Annotated in this window: 13 protein-coding genes, 1 tRNA gene and 3 pseudogenes; 11 read left to right on the top strand and 6 right to left on the bottom strand. The window is 55.1% G+C overall.

Annotation, left to right across the window (positions count from 1 at the left end):
* Nucleotides 1-36 precede the first annotated feature (36 nt).
* Together CSTAT_RS08465 and CSTAT_RS13605 are read left to right on the top strand one after the other, a co-directional pair.
* Nucleotides 37-801 carry an isocitrate lyase/PEP mutase family protein gene (locus CSTAT_RS08465; protein WP_075723099.1) on the top strand — a complete coding sequence of 255 codons (765 nt, stop codon included), beginning with the start codon at nucleotides 37-39 and terminating at the stop codon, nucleotides 799-801.
* A 427-nt stretch (nucleotides 802-1,228) separates the two neighbouring features.
* Nucleotides 1,229-2,759 (top strand): annotated as a pseudogene (locus tag CSTAT_RS13605) (alanine/glycine:cation symporter family protein).
* Nucleotides 2,760-2,830: 71 nt separating this feature from the next.
* Here CSTAT_RS13605 and CSTAT_RS08440 read toward each other — a convergent pair.
* Entirely contained in the window at nucleotides 2,831-3,229 is a 399-nt protein-coding gene (locus CSTAT_RS08440) for an OsmC family protein (RefSeq protein ID WP_075723095.1), read from the bottom strand.
* 79 nt (nucleotides 3,230-3,308) lie between these two features.
* On the opposite strand from CSTAT_RS08440, the pseudogene CSTAT_RS08435 reads away from it, so the two are divergent.
* A pseudogene (locus tag CSTAT_RS08435) lies at nucleotides 3,309-3,681 on the top strand (zinc ribbon domain-containing protein YjdM).
* A 22-nt stretch (nucleotides 3,682-3,703) separates the two neighbouring features.
* Here the strand turns inward: CSTAT_RS08435 and CSTAT_RS08430 are convergent.
* Nucleotides 3,704-4,207 carry a MarR family winged helix-turn-helix transcriptional regulator gene (locus CSTAT_RS08430; protein WP_075723094.1) on the bottom strand — a complete coding sequence of 168 codons (504 nt, stop codon included), beginning with the start codon at nucleotides 4,205-4,207 and terminating at the stop codon, nucleotides 3,704-3,706.
* Between the two features lie 201 nt (nucleotides 4,208-4,408).
* On the opposite strand from CSTAT_RS08430, the gene CSTAT_RS08425 reads away from it, so the two are divergent.
* Nucleotides 4,409-5,605 carry an MFS transporter gene (locus CSTAT_RS08425; RefSeq protein WP_075723874.1) on the top strand — a complete coding sequence of 399 codons (1,197 nt, stop codon included), beginning with the start codon at nucleotides 4,409-4,411 and terminating at the stop codon, nucleotides 5,603-5,605.
* A 283-nt stretch (nucleotides 5,606-5,888) separates the two neighbouring features.
* The gene (locus tag CSTAT_RS08420; RefSeq protein WP_244892815.1) at nucleotides 5,889-7,811 is read left to right on the top strand and encodes an MFS transporter; all 1,923 of its coding nucleotides are present in this window, start codon (nucleotides 5,889-5,891) and stop codon (nucleotides 7,809-7,811) included.
* Here CSTAT_RS08420 and CSTAT_RS08415 read toward each other — a convergent pair.
* Together CSTAT_RS08415 and CSTAT_RS08410 are read right to left on the bottom strand one after the other, a co-directional pair.
* On the bottom strand, nucleotides 7,768-8,751 hold the full coding sequence (locus tag CSTAT_RS08415; protein WP_075723092.1) for an arsenic resistance protein: 984 nt from the start codon (nucleotides 8,749-8,751) through the stop codon (nucleotides 7,768-7,770). The genes CSTAT_RS08420 and CSTAT_RS08415 overlap by 44 nt on opposite strands.
* Nucleotides 8,752-8,765: 14 nt before the next feature.
* On the bottom strand, nucleotides 8,766-9,413 hold the full coding sequence (locus CSTAT_RS08410; protein ID WP_075723091.1) for a mismatch-specific DNA-glycosylase: 648 nt from the start codon (nucleotides 9,411-9,413) through the stop codon (nucleotides 8,766-8,768).
* A gap of 245 nt (nucleotides 9,414-9,658) precedes the next feature.
* Here CSTAT_RS08410 and CSTAT_RS08405 point away from each other — a divergent pair, with 245 nt between their 5' ends.
* The gene (locus CSTAT_RS08405; protein ID WP_075723090.1) at nucleotides 9,659-10,603 is read left to right on the top strand and encodes a PRC and DUF2382 domain-containing protein; all 945 of its coding nucleotides are present in this window, start codon (nucleotides 9,659-9,661) and stop codon (nucleotides 10,601-10,603) included.
* 313 nt (nucleotides 10,604-10,916) lie between these two features.
* Here the strand turns inward: CSTAT_RS08405 and CSTAT_RS08400 are convergent, their stop codons facing one another.
* Entirely contained in the window at nucleotides 10,917-12,284 is a 1,368-nt protein-coding gene (locus CSTAT_RS08400; RefSeq protein WP_075723089.1) for a dicarboxylate/amino acid:cation symporter, read from the bottom strand.
* A 201-nt stretch (nucleotides 12,285-12,485) separates the two neighbouring features.
* Between CSTAT_RS08400 and CSTAT_RS08395 the strand changes: the two genes are divergently transcribed.
* From CSTAT_RS08395 to nrfD, 4 genes and pseudogenes are all read left to right on the top strand, one after another.
* Complete coding sequence (locus tag CSTAT_RS08395; RefSeq protein WP_075723088.1) at nucleotides 12,486-13,181, top strand: PIG-L deacetylase family protein; 696 nt, start codon at nucleotides 12,486-12,488, stop codon at nucleotides 13,179-13,181.
* Between the two features lie 98 nt (nucleotides 13,182-13,279).
* Nucleotides 13,280-16,456 (top strand): annotated as a pseudogene (fdnG, locus tag CSTAT_RS08385) (formate dehydrogenase-N subunit alpha); the annotation flags it as partial.
* 179 nt (nucleotides 16,457-16,635) lie between these two features.
* Nucleotides 16,636-17,721, top strand: a complete 1,086-nt coding sequence (locus CSTAT_RS08380) for a 4Fe-4S dicluster domain-containing protein (protein ID WP_075723086.1) — start codon at nucleotides 16,636-16,638, stop codon at nucleotides 17,719-17,721.
* Nucleotides 17,722-18,831 (top strand): NrfD/PsrC family molybdoenzyme membrane anchor subunit, encoded by a 1,110-nt coding sequence (gene nrfD / locus CSTAT_RS08375; RefSeq protein WP_075723085.1) that lies wholly within the window; start codon nucleotides 17,722-17,724, stop codon nucleotides 18,829-18,831.
* 427 nt (nucleotides 18,832-19,258) lie between these two features.
* Here nrfD and selD read toward each other — a convergent pair whose 3' ends face one another.
* Complete coding sequence (gene selD / locus CSTAT_RS08370; protein WP_075723084.1) at nucleotides 19,259-20,287, bottom strand: selenide, water dikinase SelD; 1,029 nt, start codon at nucleotides 20,285-20,287, stop codon at nucleotides 19,259-19,261.
* Nucleotides 20,288-20,315: 28 nt separating this feature from the next.
* Here selD and CSTAT_RS08365 point away from each other — a divergent pair.
* Nucleotides 20,316-20,410: transfer RNA gene (locus CSTAT_RS08365), tRNA-Sec, on the top strand.
* The last annotated feature ends 11 nt before the right edge of the window (nucleotides 20,411-20,421 follow it).

Here is a 20,421-nt window from a genome sequence, read left to right as displayed (position 1 = left end):
ATTTTGCGCAGGCTTTTAACCGCGAAGGAGCACGAAATGACTGACGTTCAAGCACTAGCCGCCAAGCTCGCACAAGCACACGAATCCGGAAATACTTTAGTTCTACCAACTGCCTGGGATACCTGGTCCGCAGCAGTTGCAGAAGAAGCCGGGTTTGAAGCAATAACCGTTGGCAGCCACCCGGTTGCCGATGCCACCGGCAGCACCGATGGCGAAAACATGGACTTTTCTGAGTACCTCGCCGTTGTCTCGAAAATCACCAAGAAGGTCAGCATTCCGGTTTCCGTGGACGTGGAATCTGGCTATGGTCTAGAGCCAGCCGTACTGATCAATCGCTTGTTGGAGGCGGGTGCTGTCGGCGCCAATATTGAAGACGTCGTGCACACCGAAGGCGATCGCGTACGCGATGCCCAAGAGCATGCAGACTTCATCGCTGCGGCACGCGAAGCCGCCGATGCTGCCGGGGTCAATTTCGTCATCAACGGCCGCACTGATGCGGTGCGTCTAGGTACAGATGTTTTCGAAGATCCACTGGCAGAGGCAGCAAAGCGCATTCAATTAATGCAACAAGCTGGCGCACGCTCGGTCTACCCAGTGGCTTTGAAGACTGCTGAGCAGGTGCAGACTTTGGTCGATGCCGTAACCATTCCAGTCAACGTCACCGCTCATCCAGTTGACGGACACGGAGCAGGAGACCTGGCAGCACTGAAAGATTTGGACGTACGCCGCGTAACCTTCGGCCCACTGTGGCAGAAGTGGCTCGGTGCGGCTTCGGCAGAGCAATTCAAAGCCTGGCGTTAAAGCTGCCTAAAGGCTCTTTAACGGCGTGCCATTGAGCATTTTAACGGCGTGCCATTGAGTACTTTAACGTCCTACGGCGTTTGATTTTTAAATACGCAATGCCCTGTTCGCGGTTTCCAATAAGGAACCGTGAACAGGGCTTTGTGGGTTTTCGGTCGCAGCCTGTGGCGCCGCGACCTTCGAGTTTGAATACTTACAGCAGGTGTCCTCGCGTGGGTGTCAGTTGAGTTGGGACACGTCGGTGACATCACCTCTCACAGACAATTAATCGCCAGATATGTGATGTGCGGTCACGCACGTACATGGGCGTGTGACCTGGCACAAGCTTTTTCTTTAAAATCGTGAAAAATCTGTACATAGTAAGAAAACCTTGGCCAGTCACTCGACAAGGTCAGAAATGTGTATAACATGAGTTTATCCATCCGTGATGGGGGTCACCAACCGGGTGGAAGAGCTCATGAACCTATTGACTACGGTCAGCGACTGGATCTGGAATCCGCTGGCGAATTTTGCTTTAGCAGTCGGAGTTTTCTTCACTTTTGTAACCAAGGCAGTGCAGTTTCATTGCCTTCCGGGTATGATTCGCCAGCTCAAGGACAGCGAATCTGGTGATGGCGGCTTGTCACCATTCCAAACCCTTGCTTTGACCCTGTCCTCGCGCGTTGGTGTCGGGAGTATTGCCGGTGTCGCCACCGCTATCGCTATGGGTGGCCCTGGTGCCATCATGTGAATGGCGATTACCGGGTTGCGAGGGTCGACCTGTGCAAATGCCGAGGCGGTTCTGGCGCAGTTGTAAAAGCGTCGCGTGCACGGCGAAGACTGCGGCGGCATGCCCTACTACATCAAATACGGTTTGAAACCACGGTGGCTTGCGTTCATCGTCGCGTTGACCGCGCTCATCGGCTACGGCTTTGTCTTCCCAGGCGTGCAGTCCAACAACATTGCTTCTTCTGCACACCAGGCTCTTGGCGTTGAGCCGTGGGGAACAGGCCTGGTCATCACCGGGTTGCACGGTGTAGTTGTCATCGGTGGCGCCAAGCGTGTTGTGCAGGTTGCACAAACCATCGTTCCTTTCATGGCGATTGGCTACGTGATCACCGCACTGCTGCTTATCGTCTTGAACCTTGACAAGCTGCCAGTAGCAATTGCGCTTATCCTGACCTGTGGTTTCGGCTCCGATCAAATCTTCGGCGGCATCATTGGTTACGCCGTGGCCTGGGGCGTGCGCCGCGCGATCTTTGCTTCCGCGACTGGCTTTGGTGAGGGCACCTTTGCTGCTGATTTGCATGTCTACCGGCATCATGGTGTTTCTCACCGACAGTTACCACGTCAAGGATGCAGCTGGAAACATGATTGTGGACCAGGTGCCCGGCGCAATTGCTGGACCCAACGTTGTCCAGCACGCGATTGATTTCTCACTACTAGGGTGGGGAATCGTCGCGATTGCTATCTTGCTCTTTGCATTTACCTCGCAGGTGTTATTCTTCTACGTTGCGACAACCAACCTGGTCTTCCTCTTGGGAGAAAAGCGCAACATCTTCCTAGGAAACGTTGTCAAGGTTGGCGCTTTGGCTATTTCCTTCATCGGTTGTGTCATCACCGCTGATGCGATGTAAGCAGCAGGCGATACCGCATACGGACTTTTAGCTTGGCTGAATATGGCAGCGGTTCTCTTGCTCACGCCGAAGGTTCGCAAGATTGTCAATGACTATGACCGTCAGCGCAAGGAGGGTCTTGACCCCGCCTTCGAACCGAAGGCTCTTAGTATCGAAGGTGCTGAATGGAATAAGGTCTACCCAGTCATCGACGCGATGATTTCTGAGCCTTTCATCGCAGCCGTGAAGAAGGGGCTTGACCTGCAAGGTTTCCCAATTGGCTTTCCACGCGCACCAATGGCTGATGTTTCCGCTGCTGCCGCTGCACGCATCGAACAGGCGCTGAAAAACTTGAACGGCTAAACATCGTTTAGCTCCATTCCCCTGCTACCTCTGATTTATTTATCGACCGTCCGGGGGCTTTTACGTGCCTTTTATTTCGCGGAGATATCCGTGTGGGTGGAAATACCTTTATTGAGCGAGCGCTTGACGATGCACAATTGCTCAATCTTTTTCGCTGCCGCCTGGATGATCTTTTCGCGCTCTTGCTCATCGCGGCCTTCGGTGTCGATGAGGAATTCAAACAACATCTCGGAGATGTGATTGTCTTCTTCTGTTGACTTCACTTCCGCTTCGGCATGGAAATCTTTGCCGAGCATATGTGCAAGCTGCATATCAGCCGATAGGGAAGCGCAGCCTAAAAGTGCTGCTTGCAGAAGCTCGCCCGGGGAAAATGCGCCTGGCGTGCCGTGCGGGGAGACCTTTAGCGAGGTGCCATCTTTATTAGTGACGGTGTATTCGTTCGGGTTGGTGCGAGTTGCTTTCATAGCCATGCTCCCAGGCTAGCACTGAAGTTCATTTATGGTCTGTGAGCTGGGAAATTGGGTGCGCATCGGGTAGGATCTGCAGTTTATGTCTGATACATTAGCGCCCTGCGCCAGAATGCGGCAGCGAATTTACTTATGAAAATGGTGGCTTCCTGGCTTGCCCAATGTGTGCCCATGAATGGGTCGAAGGTGATGCCTCATCCGCAGGCGCATCCGGTGATGTGTCTGCCACTGATTCCAACGTCATTAAAGATGCCGTGGGCAATGTCTTAAATGACGGTGACTCCGTCAGCATTGTGAAAAGTCTCAAGGTTAAGGGCTCTGGTGCTATCGAGATTGGTAGCAAAGTCAGCGGCATCCGAATTCTAGAAACCTCGGTTGATGGCCACGATATTGAAGCGAAGGTCCCTGGATTTGGGCCCATGCGCCTTAAGTCCAGTGTGGTTAAGAAGTCGTAGTTAAAACAACGACAAGCAAAGCTTAATCCTTGTGTGGGCGCGGCCACGGCATCTCCAAGTATGCCTCGAGTGAAGTATTGTGCTTTTGCATCAAGCGGGCGAAAGTCTCGATATCTTCCTGGTCCCAGTCAGCATAGATTTTCTCTAGATCTTCTCGACGGGCAGCCAGTTCGCGCCCCAAGGTATCCATTCCTTCAAGAGTGGGGCGGTGGAGCTTCGCAGGATTGTCGGGGTCGTCGAAAGTTTCAATGAGATTATTGGCAATTGCTGCCTTGAGCTGTCGATGCACCGTTGAAACATTCAAACCAAACGCCTCTGCCAACTCGTTGACCGTCATGGGGCCCTGAGCCTTAAGACGTGCCAAAAGGATCAGCGCGCTGCGGTCCATGATGGACTTGCGCTTAATCGTGGGGAGATTTTGCGCCGCGTACCGGGTGATCAAGACGACTTCATAAGCGATGTGATCTAAAAGCGCCTGAGTTTCACTGTCGTCGTGCACTTTTGGATCGTTGGAATCCGCTGTCATGATCTACGCCCACTCCTTGTGATTTGCTTGAATGTGTTTTAGCACCGGTTTAATAAAAATCTATCTTATCAGCACAGTTGCATGATGCAATAAAAGGGTATAACCTTATTGCACAAAGGAATTGCATAATGCAAAATAACTGCAGTAAGGAGAATCGTGCACACAACCGAAGAGGTCAAACTCTTTACGCCGACGTTTATCATGGGGTGGATCGCCAACTTCCTGCAGTTTCTGGTGTTCTACTTCCTCATCACCACGATGGCGCTCTACGCAACCAAGGAATTCAGCGCATCGGAAACCGAAGCAGGCTTTGCCGCCAGTGCGATTGTTATCGGTGCGGTCTTTTCCCGTTTGGTTTCCGGATACATTATTGACCGCTTCGGTCGCCGCAAGATTGTGGTGGTCTCCGTCATCGCGACCACTATTGCGTGCGCGCTATATATCCCGATCGATTCTTTGGGGCTGCTCTACGCTGACCGCTTCTTCCATGGTGTAGCTTATGCCTTTGCCTGCACCGCGATTATGGCGATGGTCCAGGAACTCATTCCTTCTGCACGCCGCTCAGAAGGCACAGGGTACCTGGCTTTGGGTACCACCGTTTCGGCTGCTATCGGACCAGCGCTAGCGCTATTTTTGCTGGGTTCTTTCAACTACGAAGTCCTCTTCGTTGTCGTCCTCGGCATTTCGATTGTCTCTTTGATCGCTTCGCTAGTCATCTATTTCCGCACCTCCGACCCAGGGCCAGAGCTGGATGAAAACGGCAATGCTGCTGAGCCCATTAAGTTCAGCTTCAAGTCCATCATTAACCCTAAAGTCTTGCCGATTGGCCTCTTCATGCTGCTGGTAGCCTTTGCCTACTCCGGCGTGATCGCACATATCAACGCTTTTGCTGAAAACCGCGACGTTGTTACTGGCGCAGGCCTATTCTTTATCGCTTACGCCATCTCCATGTTCGTGATGCGCTCCTACCTTGGTAAATTGCAAGACCGCCGGGGCGATAACAGCGTCATCTACTTTGGTCTCGTATTCTTTGTTATCTCATTTATCGTGCTCTCGCTTTCTACCGCCAACTGGCATGTCGTTGTCGCTGGCGTGCTAGCAGGTCTGGGCTACGGCACCTTGATGCCAGCTGCTCAAGCAGTATCTGTTGGTGTCGTCGACAAGAGCGAGTTCGGCTCAGCATTTTCCACCTTGTTCCTGTTCGTTGACCTCGGCTTCGGCTTCGGCCCAGTCATCCTTGGTGCAGTGGTTTCCGCGATTGGCTACGGTTCGATGTATGCAGTGCTCGCCGGCGTCGGCGTTATTGCCGGCATCTACTACCTGTTCACCCACGCACGCACCGAGCGCGCAAAGCACGGCGTAGTCAAGGATGTAGAAACCATCGTTATGGCTCAATAATAAATATTTGAGCCAAGGGAATATTTCCTTCACAGTAAATCGATAAGGCTGCGTGACTAGAATTCTTTTTCGGTCACGCAGCCTTATTTTTCTTGGAAACTTTAGCACGTGAACTGCGAAAATGGGGGGCTGGCTTATGAAGAAGGAAATTTTCTATTAGCTTAATTCGGTGGCCAAAGCTGGCCAGAACTATTCGACGAAACGACACGCGAAGTCCCCAAGGACCCAGGACTTCTGGCACGGCACGCTCGAGCACCATCCCCGCTGATTGTCAGGAGACTACATGGATTCATCTATTCATGCCCACACCCCACCGAAACCTAAATCATCCCCTGGATGGATGATTACGATTGCGGCCGCCGCAGCTTTTCTAGCTACCTTCAATGAAACATTTCTCAACGTCGCTTTCGCCCCCATCATGGCTGATTTCGGGGTCGACGTTAATACCGTCCAGTGGCTAACCACTGGCTATCTTTTAGTTGCCGCAATCTTTGTGCCAGTAGCGAAAGTTTTATACCGCCGCTTCCCAACCAAAGCGCTGTTTATTTCAGTAACCGCCATCATGGTTGTTGGCTCCATTATCGGCGCGTTGGCACCGAACTTTGCCACATTGCTTGGCGGGCGACTGCTGCAAGCCATTGGCACCGGCTTGCTTACCCCAATTGGCATGAATATCACGCTGGCCGTGTCACCTCGGAAAAAGCTCGGTATGAACATGGGAATCATGGCCGCGATGACCACCCTTGGCCCCTCACTAGCCATCGTGCTATCTGGTGCTTTACTCACCATCGCGCCATGGAAGACGCTGATGTGGGTTTTCGCAGCACTTGTGCTTATCGTGCTTATTACAGGTGCCTTCGTGTTGTACACGGTTGTTGAACTTGGCCGCCCAGTTCTTGATATCGCGTCTTTCAGCTTGGTCGCGGTAGCTCTAATCGGAATTCTTTACGGCGTCTCCGCAGCGTTTGGCGGCAATATCGTAATCTCCGGCGGGGCAATCATCGTCGGCCTGCTGTTCCTGTGGGCATTCATCCGGCGCCAATACCGTATTGCCAACCCACTCATTGATATCACGCCTTTTAAAACTGCAGCGTTCAACCGCGGCGTTGCCATGACCATGCTGGGACTGCTTTTTGTCTTTGCCATGAATGTCACCATCCCGCTGTTCCTGCAAGCAGCCCGCGGCACCGCACCATTGAGCGCTTCGTTGACCCTGGCGCCCGGCATTTTGCTCACCGTTGTGCTGGGGCCAATCGCTGGTCGATGGTTCGACCGCTTCGGCGGACGCTTCTCCATTCCGCTTGGTTTTGCAGTCATGGCTATTTTCGTTGGACTCGTCGGCTTGGCAGCAGGACAGACCTCCTTGGTGCTATTCGGCGCGCTTTATGTCCCGGCTGTATTAGCTACCGCATTTGTCATTGGCCCAGCCCAGACCTTTGCTCTGTCGCACCTCGATGAGCGTTCCAGCCCGCACGGTGTCACGGTCATTTCCACCAGTTTCCAAATTGCCGGTGGCGTGGGCACATCACTAGCCGCAGGTATTTACGGCATGGTGAGCCAGATGCAGTTGGATGCCGGTCAGGCAGAAGTTGATTCGCTAATTACAGGATTCCGCGCAGCAGCCATCCTGGTGATTGTTACTTCCGTTATTGGAATCATCATCGCCATGCGTGCCTATGCGGCACGCAAACCACAAGCTCAACGAGCAGAGACCTCGGCGCCGCAGTCCGCTATCGCGGGGATTATGAAAACTGATGTCTACACCTTGCAATCATCCGACACGGTCCTAGAAGCGCTATATAAATTCACTTCTCTGGGAATTTCCGGCGCGCCAATTATGGATCAAAACAGTCAGCTCGTGGGCTTTATCTCTGATGGCGATATCATGCGTTATCTCTCCGCAGCTCACCCCAGCACGGTGAATTTCTACTCGTTCGGCGTGCATGAAAAGCAAGAGCTTGACGATGCCATGCAAGAACTCAGCACGCTCAACATCATGCAGCTGGCGACCAAGCAGGTCATTTCTTTGTCTGATATGGCATCGCTTGTCGATGCCATCGCCGCGCTTTCCGATGCCCACCTCAAGAAAGTCCCCGTCACCAACCGTGACGGCTCCATGGTCGGAATCATCAGCCGCTCTGCAATTAATCGTTTAGCAATCGCTAGCTACCTTGAGGCTGAACACGAAGCGCAGCTTGTGGTTTAAGAATCCGTGGCAGGGCCCAAATCATCACCAGCATGATGCACAGTTCCACCAAGGTTTGGGTCACCACCACCAAAGGCGCAAGTTCAAACTGCGCAGGCAGAGCCAGCACCAGCGGCAAAACCACGAGGGAATTCCTGGTCACGGCGCTAAAAACCACCGCGCGCTGGCTGGCAATGCTGAGTCCCGCCGCGCGCGAAACAACCGCGCCGCCGGCTATCATAATCACTGCAAAAGCAACATAAAGCGGGACGACCACAACGAGTTTGCTGAGCTGGTGAGAGACCTTAAAAATCTGCGAGGCCACGATGATGGCCAAAGTCGCCATCATTAACGGCACCATCGCGGCAGAGACGCCATCTGCCAGAATCTGGCCCCAGCGTGTTCGCGCGGCCGCATATTGCGTAAGCCCCGCAGCACACAGTGGCACAACGATCAAAAAGCCAAAAGCCTTCAAGAAGGGCGCAAAATCCACCGAACGGACAAACTCTGTGCCCACAAATAGCCACAGATAGACCGGTAGCAAAAGCATCTGTCCGAACATGAGCAGGGGAGTAGCCGATAATAGTCGCGCACTCGCACCGCCGGCAAAATGTGTAAAAACGATGACGTAGTCAATACACGGTGCTAAAAGCACGAAGAGCACACCGACTAGCAGCACCTGGTCACCGGCGATAAACCGTGTGAGGACAAAGACCACAATCGGCACCAGGACAAAATTCAGCAGCGCTAAAACGCCTAAGAATCTAAAGTCCTTGAGTCCTTGCCCGATGCGGGCCATGGGAACCATCAAGAACGTGGCATAGAGCAAAAGCCCCAGCACCGGGTTGATGGCGATTGCTAAAGGAGAGCCAAGCTCAGGGGCTGTTAGTCCGGTTGTCGCACCAATCACAAGCGCCAAAAGGTACATCCAGATTTGGTGCTTTTCCAACCAGGCAACCATTTATTCTCCTTTATTTACCCAGCCGGTTCAGTGGCGTTCCATACGGCCGCCCATTTTTGCCCCAGCGACTCAATATTTTCATGCGCATTGATGCCACTCGGCTGCGGCACCACCCACAGCTGCACATCGGCAGGCCAGCCCGCAGGAATATCTACTAGCTCGGGGTCTTGCAGTCCCAGCTTCGCCTTGCGCAGGCCAAAGGCGTCACGGTAGGCAGTAATGCCAGCTACTGCCACCGATTCCGGCCGCAGTTTCGCCACTAGCTTAACGATGCGCCCTGCACCCATCCGCAGCTGCTCCTTAGTTAGTTCATCTGCGCGTGCCGTTGCTGTTTCGGAAATGAAGTTGGTTAGCCCAATGCGCTTGTCCGCGAACTCTTGAAGAACTGAGTCGGGAAGGCCGCGGGAGGCATCGACAAGCTGGCTTAAGACGCCACTGCGAAAAAGCGATGGCCAAAACCGGTTCGCCGGGTGCGCAAACGGCGCATTGACCGCAGCTGTCCAGGGGCTCGGGTTGACTCCGACGATGAGCATGCGCAACCGCGTGGTTTCATCCTCGGCGGGGAGAATGTCATCGACTGCAGCCAGCCGAAATCCTTCCAAATCTTGCTTGGTGGGCTTTTGGCCATTCATGGGCGAGGGACGACGGGGAGCGAATTTCATGACAACCATCCTAGTTACGTCTCCCGATCGAGATATTTATCAACCTGTAATCTGTCACGTGTCCAGCTTCTTTGCCTGCAAAGTAGAGAAAATAGCCGATAGGCCGCTGCACAAAGCTACTAATTTCTTTAGACTAGATTGAACGCTCCACGAGTTAGGTACTAATGCCCAAGCAGGGTCGATGGGGAGCGCGACGGCAAGAAAAGAAATGAACTACCTCGATTAGAGGAAAGGATACTTTCTATATGTCTATGAACGTAAAAGACCTTCTCACGGCGACCGCTTACGACAAAGATGGCGATAAAGTCGGGAATGTTAACGAAGTATTTGTCGACGATGCCTCCGGTCAACCCACCTTCGTCGACGTCAATCATGGCCTATTCGGCATGGGAAACTCGCTCGTCCCGCTACGGGGCCATACCCTTGATGGTGACCATTTGTCGCTGGCTTTCGCCAAAGACCGCATCAAGGACGCTCCCAATTTTGACGTGGACACACCTCTGACTCCTGAGCAACAAACCGAAATCTACCGGCACTACGGTGTTTCTGAGGCCCCTCACGTTGAGGGCTACACTGGCGCCGAGAACCCTCGCGGCGGGAGCCCTCGAAGTGAGCTGGATGGTGACAGGATAGGCGCAGCGGGTGCTGGTGCTGTTGGTGCTGGAGTAGACGCAGAGGTTGCCGGCACTCCCGGGCCAGCCGGAACTTCTGCCGACGTGGACTCGAATGCGTCCGACGGAACTAACGTAGCCGACAGAGGTGCTGTTACCAGCAACGATCTAGGTACGGACCCTTCTAGCGCTGATAACACCTTGATTCGCAATGAGGAACATCTCAACGTAGGGACCGAGCGTGTCGAAACTGGTGAGGCGCGCTTGCGCAAGTACGTTGTTACTGACACCGAGACCGTCGAAGTCCCCGTTACCCGCGAAGAAGTTCACGTCGAGCGGACTCCAATCTCAGCGGAAGAGGCCGAAGCGCAGGCTAAATCCGGCGGGCTTGACGCCAGCGGCGCCGAAGATGCCTCAGTGACGCTTCACGAAGAACGCCCTGTAGTAAATAAGGAAACAGTGCCCGTAGAAAAGGTAAACCTCAGCACTGAAGAAGTTTCCGGCACAGAGCGCGTGACTGAAGAAGTGAGCAAGGAGCAGATCGATGCTGACGGCGTCGATGGCTTTGACGACAAGTAGCCTTAGTTAAAGATGTGAGCGCGGCTTTGAAGTAGACGCTCCGTAACGCCCCGTCTTCGCACGGGGCGTTTCCTTTATCTCTATGCTCTTGACGTATTCCATCCGAACCAGACTTTCTTCCATCTACACTCCGTGTCCTCTTCGCGCTTACGCGGAGATCCTTGGGCGCCAGGAGATTAATTTGGGTGAATGCGAAGGGGGTAGGGGCGGGTCAAAGCAGGCCGGCCAGGGAAAATAAAAGAGGCTCGCACCGCAATACTTCGGTGCGAGCCGCTAAATAAATGAGCCGCTGGGCGAGGGAAATTAGTAAGGCTTAGGAGGTAACTTCAGCCTTTGTGGACTGGGAAGGAGAAACAGCAGCTTCGATGCCGTCGGCAGCCTGGTCCCAAGTTTCTTGGTCCAAGATGTTGGCGCGCTTAGCAACGATGGTCGCAGCCAGCGACTGGCCGGTGACGTTGACCGCGGTGCGGCCCATATCGATGATTGGCTCGACAGCCAGCAGCAGACCAACACCAGCCAGGGGCAGACCCAGGGTTGACAGGGTCAAAGTCAGCATGACGGTTGCGCCGGTGGTGCCAGCGGTAGCGGCGGAGCCAATGACGGAGACGAAGATAATCAGCAGGTAATGCGTCAGCGTCAGGTCGATGTCGTAGAACTGCGCCACAAAGATTGCAGCAATAGCAGGGTAGATAGATGCGCAGCCGTCCATCTTGGTGGTTGCACCCAGCGGGATGGCAAAGGATGCATATTCGCTAGGAACACCCATGGAGCGTTCGGTAACGCGCTGGGTAACAGGCATAACACCCATGGAGGAGCGGGTAACAAAGCCCAAGGAAAATACTGGCCACACGCGCTTGTAGAACTCAATGGTGTTGATGCCGTTAAACTTCAGCACTGCTGGGTAGACCACAATCAGCACGAGTGCGAGGCCGACGTAGATGGCCAGGACAAACTTGCCCAAAGAACCGAGTGCGTCCCAGCCGTAGGTGGCAACAGCCTTACCAATCAAAGCCGCGGTACCAATGGGTGCCAAGCGGATGATCCACCACAAGATGACCTGGATGACCTTGAGGAAAGATTCGGTAAAGCGCAGGAATGGGTCGGCTGCTTCGCCGGCTTTAACTGCGGCGATGCCGATAGCCAAAGAGATAACTAGCAGCTGCAGTGCCGCGAAGGATAACGAGACGCCATCATCGCTTGTCGATGCAGACAGACCGATAAAGTTATCCGGCACAATCGATTGGATAAACGCAGTCCACGAGCCCACGCGAGAAGGATCTGCCGCAGAGGATGGATCAACGGTGGAGTTAACACCTGGGCGCATAACGAGTGCGACGACGATGCCAACCAGGACGGATAAAAATGCCGTGATCGCGAACCATACCAGCGTAGATACTGCCAGTGCAGCTGCATTGGCGACCTTGCGCAGGTTAGCTACGGAAGTAACTACTGCGGCAAAGATCAGTGGTGGTACCATCACGCGCAGCAGCTGGACATAAGCATTTCCGACGCCGCTGAGGAGATCGCTAAGCCACTGCAAACTCATGCCAGAGGCAACGAAACCTAGAATAAGTCCGATAATAAGGCCGGCGAAAACTTGTGCGCCGAAGCCCGTTGCCCAAGCGGGCAGACCGGATTTCTTCTTCTTGTTTGTTTCCGAGCTAGTTGCCGTATCAGACATGCTCAGTACCTTTCTTCTTTTCATTTCTAGACTGACTAGTCCGAATTGGATAGACAGACCAGTTTATTTGACCGTTTTACTTTAGCTTTAAATTCATAACAACACAACGTCATGTGTCTGAAGGAACATTCCCATAGTCGAGGCAAGGGCGGCATCGACAAGCAAAGCGTGGAACTGCAACCTTTGGCATGATGGGAAGTTATGGACCTTGAACTACTAAAAGTGGAAGAAATCGAACGCGTACTCGTGGTTGTTGCCCACCCTGATGACGCGGAATATGGCTTATCTGTTGCCGTTAATAGCTTCACGGCCGCGGGCAAAGAAGTCGGATACTTGCTGCTTACCGCGGGTGAAGCCGGCATTCGTGACATGGAGCCGGCGAAGACCAAAGCCCTGCGTGCTCATGAGCAGCGAGCTGCCTGTCAGGAAGTTGGCGTTGAGCATCTGACCATCCTGGATTTTCCTGACGGTGAAATGGAATATGGCCTGGATGTGCGCAAGGCCGTCGCGAAGGAAATTCGGGAATTTCAGCCCGATACTGTGGCTGTTATCAACTTTGATTTCTCGGCAAGATGGGGGATTAACCATATTGACCACCGCGTGACCGGTGAAGTGGTCGCCGATGCCATCCGCGATGCTGATAACCCCTGGACCCACCGCGACCTGGGCGTAGAGCCGTGGAAGGCTGACCGTTTGCTGATTTCTGGCAGTTCCACCCCAACCCACCGCCTGCTGGTTACTGATGCCGATGTGCAGGCTGGTGTGCGCTCGCTGGAGCAGCACAAGGTCTACCTAGAGGCGTTGCCGGACCACCCGAAGCCTGCTGATTTTATCCCCGCCATGGTGAGTGGCGAGGGGGAAGAAAAGTACCTGAGCCTGCGGGTTGTCAATATGTAATCCGGCGAAGTCGCGGCTAGTTTTGTGTGTTCCACCTTTTGGACGATATGTACCGGATTAAGGTGTGGAAATCACTTTGATCCGGTAGCCTTAAGGCTATGTCGAAGTTAAGTCCGCTGAATTGGCCGGTTGTGCGCCAGGTGAAGCGCGGCGATCTGTTTGGTCGAGATAAATCAACCCAGTCTGCCAAATCGGAGAACCTGCACGGGCGCACTGTAGAGGCCGACAAAGTAGTTCAATCGGTCTGCCCTTACTGCGCTGTGGGCTGCTCGCAGCGGGTATATGTCAAAGATGACCGCGTCGTTCATATTGAAGGTGACTCGGACTCGCCTATTTCGCGCGGACGTTTGTGCCCGAAAGGCGCTGCCTCTGAGCAGCTGGTGAACTCTGCGACGCGTTTGACCAAGATTAAATACCGCGCGCCTCATGCAACCGAGTGGCAAGACCTCGATCTCGAAACCGCAATGGATATGATTGCGGACCGTTTTATTGCCTCCCGCCGCAATCAGTGGCAGGACTTTGATGAAAAAGGCCGTGTTTTAAACCGCACCATGGGTGTGGCAGGACTTGGTGGCGCCACCTTGGATAATGAGGAAAACTACATTATCAAGAAGCTGTTTACTGCAGCTGGTGCCGTACAAGTCGAAAACCAAGCACGCATATGACACTCCGCCACGGTTCCCAGTTTGGGAACCTCGTTTGGCCGCGGTGGCGCAACTCAGCCACTGCAGGATATGGCAAATGCCGACTGCATCCTGATTCAGGGCTCGAATATGGCCGAGTGCCATCCTGTGGGTTTCCAGTGGGTAGTCGAAGCTAAAAAGCGCGGGGCGCGCGTAATTCACGTGGATCCTCGCTATACCCGTACCTCGGCGTTTGCGAACCGGCACGTAGCGATCCGTGGCGGCACCGATGTGGTGCTTCTTGGCGCACTTATCAAGTACATGATCGACAATGATCTGTATTTTCACGACTATGTGGTCAATTACACGAACGCGTCGTCGATCATTTCTCCCGACTTCCGGGACACGGAAGACCTAGACGGCCTCTTTTCTGGCTACAACCCAGAAACCGGTAAGTACATCACGGACTCGTGGCAGTACGTGCAAAAGCCCGAAGGTGCGTGGTGGAATATCGAGCGTGATGAGACTTTGCAGGACCCGAATACGGTCTTCCAGATTCTCAAGCGCCACTATTCCCGCTATACCCCGGAAATCGTGGAAGAGACCTGCGGTATCTCCCAGGAAGACTTCCATTATCTAGCGGAGTCGATTGCACAGAACTCCAATCCAGAGCGCACTACAGTCTTTGCCTATGCTTTGGGCTTTACGCAGCAAACCTTAGGCGTGCAGTTCATTCGCGCCGCGGCCATCTTGCAACTGCTGATGGGCAACGTGGGCCGCCCAGGCTCAGGCATCATGGCGCTGCGTGGACACGCTTCCATTCAGGGCTCGACAGATATCCCGACGCTGTTTAATAACTTGCCGGGCTACTTGCCGATGCCTCATGCCGACCATGGCGACTGGAAAGGATTCTTGGACGCGATTGCCAAGGAAGACCAGAAGGGTTTCTGGGGTCTGCGTGAAAACTATGCCGTGAGCTTGATGAAGTCCTATTGGGGCGAGAATGCCACCAAGGACAATGACTGGGGCTGGAACTACATGCCGCGCATCAACGGTGCGCACTCCACCTATGAAACCTTGATGGGCATGCTCGACGGCATCGTCGAAGGCTATATGGTCTTCGGACAAAACCCAGCGGTCGCTCAATCCAACGGTGGCATGCAACGCCGCGGATTGGCGTCTTTGAAGTGGTTGGTTGTTCGTGACTTCCAGGAAATTGAGACAGCGTCGTTCTGGTACGACTCACCGGAGATCAAGACTGGTGAACTAAAGACCGAAGATATTGGCACCGAGGTCTTCCTTCTGCCTGCAGCAACGCACGTAGAAAAGGCCGGTACCTTTACCCAAACCCAGCGCATGCTGCAGTGGCGTTTCCAGGCCACAAATCCACCAGGCGATGCCAAGAGCGATCTGTGGTTCTTCTACCAGCTGGGCAAGCGCATTCGCGAAAAGCTTGCTGGTTCTACTGATCCGATGGACGCGCCATTGTTGGCCATCGACTGGAACTACGAGGAAACCGAACACGGCGAGCCAGATCCTGAAGACGTGCTGCGCGAAATCAACGGCTACTATCTGGATGGCCCGAAGAAGGGGCAGCTGCTGCCTGGCTTTACAGAGATGAAGCCTGATGGCACGACGTCTGGCGGCTGCTGGATCTACTCCGGCGTGTTCAAGGACAACATCAACCAGTCCGCGCGCAAAGTTTCAGGCGCTTCGCAAAATGAGGTTGCGCTGGAATGGGGCTGGGTGTGGCCAGCGAATCGCCGCATGCTGTACAACCGTGCATCAGCTGCGCCAGATGGCACGCCGTGGTCGGAGCGCAAGAAGTACATTTGGTGGGACGCTGAAGCCGGCCGCTGGACGGGCGATGACGTACCGGACTTCCCAGTCAACTTAGATCCGTCGTACCGCGCGCCTGTCGATGCCACAGGTCCCGCAGCCCTTGACGGCACTGATGCGTTTATTATGCAGGCAGATGGTCGTGGTTGGTTGTTCGTACCCAAAGGGCTTTCCGATGGACCCCTGCCAACTCACTATGAACCGCACGAGTCGCCGGCACGCAATATTTTGTACAGCCAGCAGCAGTCGCCGACACGCTTGACCATCAAGCGTCCGGATAACTTGTCGAAGCCCATGGCTGGCGAGCCCGGCTCAGAGGTCTACCCCGTGGTTTTCTCCACGTACCGTTTGACGGAGATGTACACCTCGGGTGCGATGAGCCGCCGACTGCCTTATTTGGCAGAGTTGCAGCCAGATTTGTTCGTTGAGGTCGATCCGGTTCTAGCACAAAAGCGCGGCTTGGAAAACGGTGGCTGGGCAACCATCATTTCGCCGCGTGGCGTGATTGAGGCTCGCGTGCTGGTGACCGAACGCATGGAATCTATGACCATCAATGGCAAGGACTTCCACCAGATTGGTCTGCCTTTCCACTACGGTCAGTCCAGCTCCTCGCCAGTTACTGGTGACGGTGCCAATGACCTTCTGGGTCTGACTTTGGAGCCGAATGTGTTCATTCAAAACTCTAAGGTTGGTGCATGTGAAATTAAGGCCGGCCGACGCCCACGCGGCAAGGCGCGGTTAGAAATGCTCAAGGATTATCAGCGCCGTGCCGGATTGACGTTGGACACCGGTAACGAGCTCATCGATCCCGATGCCAAGCAACTAGAAGCTACGTCCACGATCGACTTGTTTATTCCGAATGGCGTAGATAAAGAGACGGTGGAGACATCGACAAGCGAGCCTGGCGCCGCAGATGGTTCTGCGCATCATGGCTCAGCGATGGGGGAAGTTTCAAATTCTGAACCAAAAGATACGGAGGGAGGCGAAAAGCAATGACGGCTACGACCAATCATCTAACAGAAAATTCGCACGCGCACGGCTACGACCATTACCAGCGCATGGCCTTTTTCACCGATACTTCGGTGTGCATCGGCTGTAAGGCTTGCGAGGTGGCCTGTAAGGAGTGGAACCGCAACCCGGTTGAGGGCTATAACCTGACGGGTAATTCCTACGACAACACCTGCGCGCTGGGCGCGAATACCTGGCGACACGTAGCGTTTATTGAGCAAGACAACGAGCGCATCACCAAAGCGCGTGAAGAAGGTGCCAAGCTGGTCTCGCTGGGCATGCCGACGTTTGGCACTTCGCCTGTCGATGCAGCCCCGAATCCTGCCTCCGCCGATACCACGCCGCCGGATACTGATACTTTCCGTTGGCTGATGTCTTCTGATGTCTGCAAGCACTGCACCAACGCTGGCTGCCTGGATGTGTGCCCAACCGGTGCTTTATTTCGCACCGAATTTGGCACCGTCGTGGTCCAAGATGATGTCTGCAATGGCTGCGGCACCTGCGTTGCCGGGTGCCCGTTCGGTGTTATTGAGCGCCGTGAAGACGGCGGTGTTTCGCTAAAAGCCAACCACGTCGAAGCCCAAGAAGTCCCTGAACACGCGGGCATTAACGTGTTTAAGAAGCTCAAACAGCTGCGCCCGCAAGGACCGGATCACGTCCCGGGTGAGACCATGCCGATTAAAAATATTGGCGTGGCTCAAAAGTGCACAATGTGTTACGACCGCCTGAAAGTCGGCGAGCAGCCAGCGTGTTCCAAGACTTGCCCGACGGAGTCCATCCAGTTCGGCACCTATGAGAATATGCTGGCCGCTGCGCAAGCGCGCGTGGCTGAGCTACACCGCCAAGGTCAGACCGAGGCACGACTGTACGGCGCAAATAACGAAGACGGCGTCGGCGGAACGGGCTCCATCTTCTTGCTGCTGGATTCCCCGGAAGTCTACGGTCTTCCACCAGATCCGCGTGTCCCGACCGCCGATTTGCCCGCGATGGCGAAGACTTTTGCCAAGGCTGTCGGCGCGATGGGCGTTGCCGTGGCAGCGTCGTTTTTAGTTGGTAGAGGAGGGAAGTAGATGCCGGATTTTGACGAGTATCGCCCGCCCGGATACGAGCGCCGCTACCGCGGTGACAAGAAGAAAAAGGGCAACGGACCGCGCAAGAAGCGTGGCGCCGGTGCACAGGACGGTACGCGCGAAGAGCGCATGGCGCTGGACTTCGAGTTTGCCAACTACTACGGTCAACCGGTGGTCAAAGCCCCACCATGGGAGTGGCCGATTGGTGTGTACTTTTGGCTCGGCGGCATCGCCGGCGGTTCTGCGTTACTCGGTGCTGGTGCGCAAGCCACATCGAATAAGCCGCTGCTACGCACTACCCGGTTGACCTCTATTGTTGCAGCTGGTCTCGGCTCGGCATTCCTCATCTTAGACTTGGGCCGACCTGAGCGTTTTTACAACATGTTCCGCGTATTCAAGGCATCCTCGCCTATGAACATGGGTTCGTGGCTGCTCGGTGGATTCTCTGGTGCAGCCGCTGTTGCGGCCGCATCTGAAGCCGCCGAGATGACCAAGAACGTGTTGCCTTTGCCAAACGTCGTCCACCGTGTTTTGCACACGGCAGCTGGTCCTGCCGGAATTGTTTCGGCTGTTCTCGGCGGTCCATTGGCTGGCTACACGGCTGTGTTGATCGCTGATACTTCCAATCCCACCTGGAACGGCGCCAAAAAGCATTTGCCATACGTATTCGTGGCATCGGCCTCTCTAGCTTCGGCCGGCACAGCGATGATCACCACTCCGGTTGAAAACGCAGCTCCCGCTCGCGCGCTCGCGCTAGCTGGCGTGGCCGGTGACTTGGCGATGGTCCGGGTCATGGAAGACAACATGGAACCCGAGCACGTCAAGCACCTTAAAGAGGGCAAGCCCGGCAAGCTCATGAAAGCATCCGAATACCTTGCCGTCGCCGGCGGCGTGGGAACAGCGCTTGCATCAGTGACCAAGTCCCGCGCTGTCTCCGTTGTTGCTGGCGGCTGTCTCGCAGCGGCTTCTTTGTGCACCCGCTTAGGCGTCCTTGAAGGCGGCCTCGAATCTGCCAAAGACCCCGAGGCAACCATCGGTCCGCAGAAACGCCGCGCCGAGGCGCGCCTGCGCGAATCCGGACTTACAAATTCGGTGATTACTACCAAGTAGTGCCTCGTCCGGCATACCGCTAGGCATCGACATGCATCGCGAAGTACTGCCAACCCCTGGCAACCGGTGCCAAACACAGTGGCCTCGTCCTGCGCGTCCCCTTCGCGCTCACCAGAAGCGTCCTTGTTCTGAGGACAGCACTTCCGGTGAGCGCGAAGGGGACACAGTGCGTTTTAGGGCTCATCACAGGAACGGAAGCAGGTTCGTTTTTGGAGTACTTTCCCGTAAGCCTCGCGGTGTACCTCTCGCGCTCACGGAGGAGAAGGTTCTGGGCAGACGGCTTCTTCTGGTGAGCGCGAAGGGGACGCGCAGGGTAATTGGGGTGCTGGGGGAGCACAAAAGGACAAGCCCCGCGGGATGAACACGCGAGGCTTGCAGATAGTAGGACAAAAGCCGCGGAGCGGAAGGAAAGCGGCTAGGGGCGGGACTAATTGATTGTGATGTAAGCGCCTGCCTTGGCTGAACCGGAATCGGAGCCCGAGTTGGAAGTCGCAGGGCGGGCGACGGTGTGGCCGATAACTGGGTAACCAGGGACTTCGCCGACCACGAGCAGGCCGCCGGAGGTCTGGGCGTCGGCGAGGAAGACCAGGTCCTCCTCGGTAAGCGAAGAATTGGCGACGTTGAGGTGTTCACGCACCCAATCGAGGTTGCGGCGGGAACCGCCGGGAACGAAGCCATCGGCAAGCGCTTGCTTTGCGCCAGGAATCTCTGGAACGTCAGCGAAATTGATTTCGGCGTTTACGTCGGAAGCGCGGCACATTTTGTAAAGGTGACCGAGCAAACCGAAACCGGTGATATCAGTTGCGGCCTTGTGACCAGCGGCAACTGCAGCCTTGGAAGCTTCGCGGTTGAGCGCGGTCATGGACTTAACGGCTTCAAGAGAGACTTCGCCGGTGGCTTTGTGCTTGTTGTTAAAAATGCCCACGCCGACGCCCTTGGTTAGCGTCAGTGGAAGGCCGGGGGCGGCGGCATCGTTACGCATGAGCTTCGCGGGGTCGGCGATGCCCGTGACGGACATGCCGTAGATGGGTTCGGGCGCGGTAATCGAATGCCCGCCGGTGACAGAAATGCCAGCTTCGTTGCAGACTTCCATGCCGCCGCGCAGCACTTCACGCAAGACATCTAATCCGAGCAAGTCAACGGGCCAGCCCAGGAGGTTGATGGCGGTAATGGGGTCGCCGCCCATGGCGTAGACATCGGAAAGCGCATTGGCGGCGGCAACCCGGCCCCAGTCGTAGGGGTCGTCAATCATGGGGGTGAAAAAGTCCGCGGTGGAAATCACGGCGGTGTCCCCGTTGATGCGAATCGCCGAGGCGTCGTCGCCGTCTTCTAATCCCACGATGACGTTGGGGTCATCATTGCCAATGAGCCCGGCGATAGCGGATTCAAGCTGACCTGCGGGTATCTTGCATGCGCAGCCGCCGCCAGCCGCGAAAGAGGTAAGTTTTGGTGTCATACTCCCCAACCTACTACTTTGAATAGGTGGAGGCGTACGTGTCCTGGTGGGCGCCCCGGTCTTCAAAACCGGTGAGGCCAAGTAGCTTGGTCTGGCAGGTTCGATTCCTGTCCGTCTCCGCCACATGCGCAAAG

Source organism: Corynebacterium stationis, assembly GCF_001941345.1.
In the GTDB taxonomy this organism is placed as follows: domain Bacteria; phylum Actinomycetota; class Actinomycetes; order Mycobacteriales; family Mycobacteriaceae; genus Corynebacterium; species Corynebacterium stationis.
The sequence above is the reverse complement of the archived record's forward strand: the minus strand, read 5'-3'. Positions and strand labels throughout refer to the sequence as shown.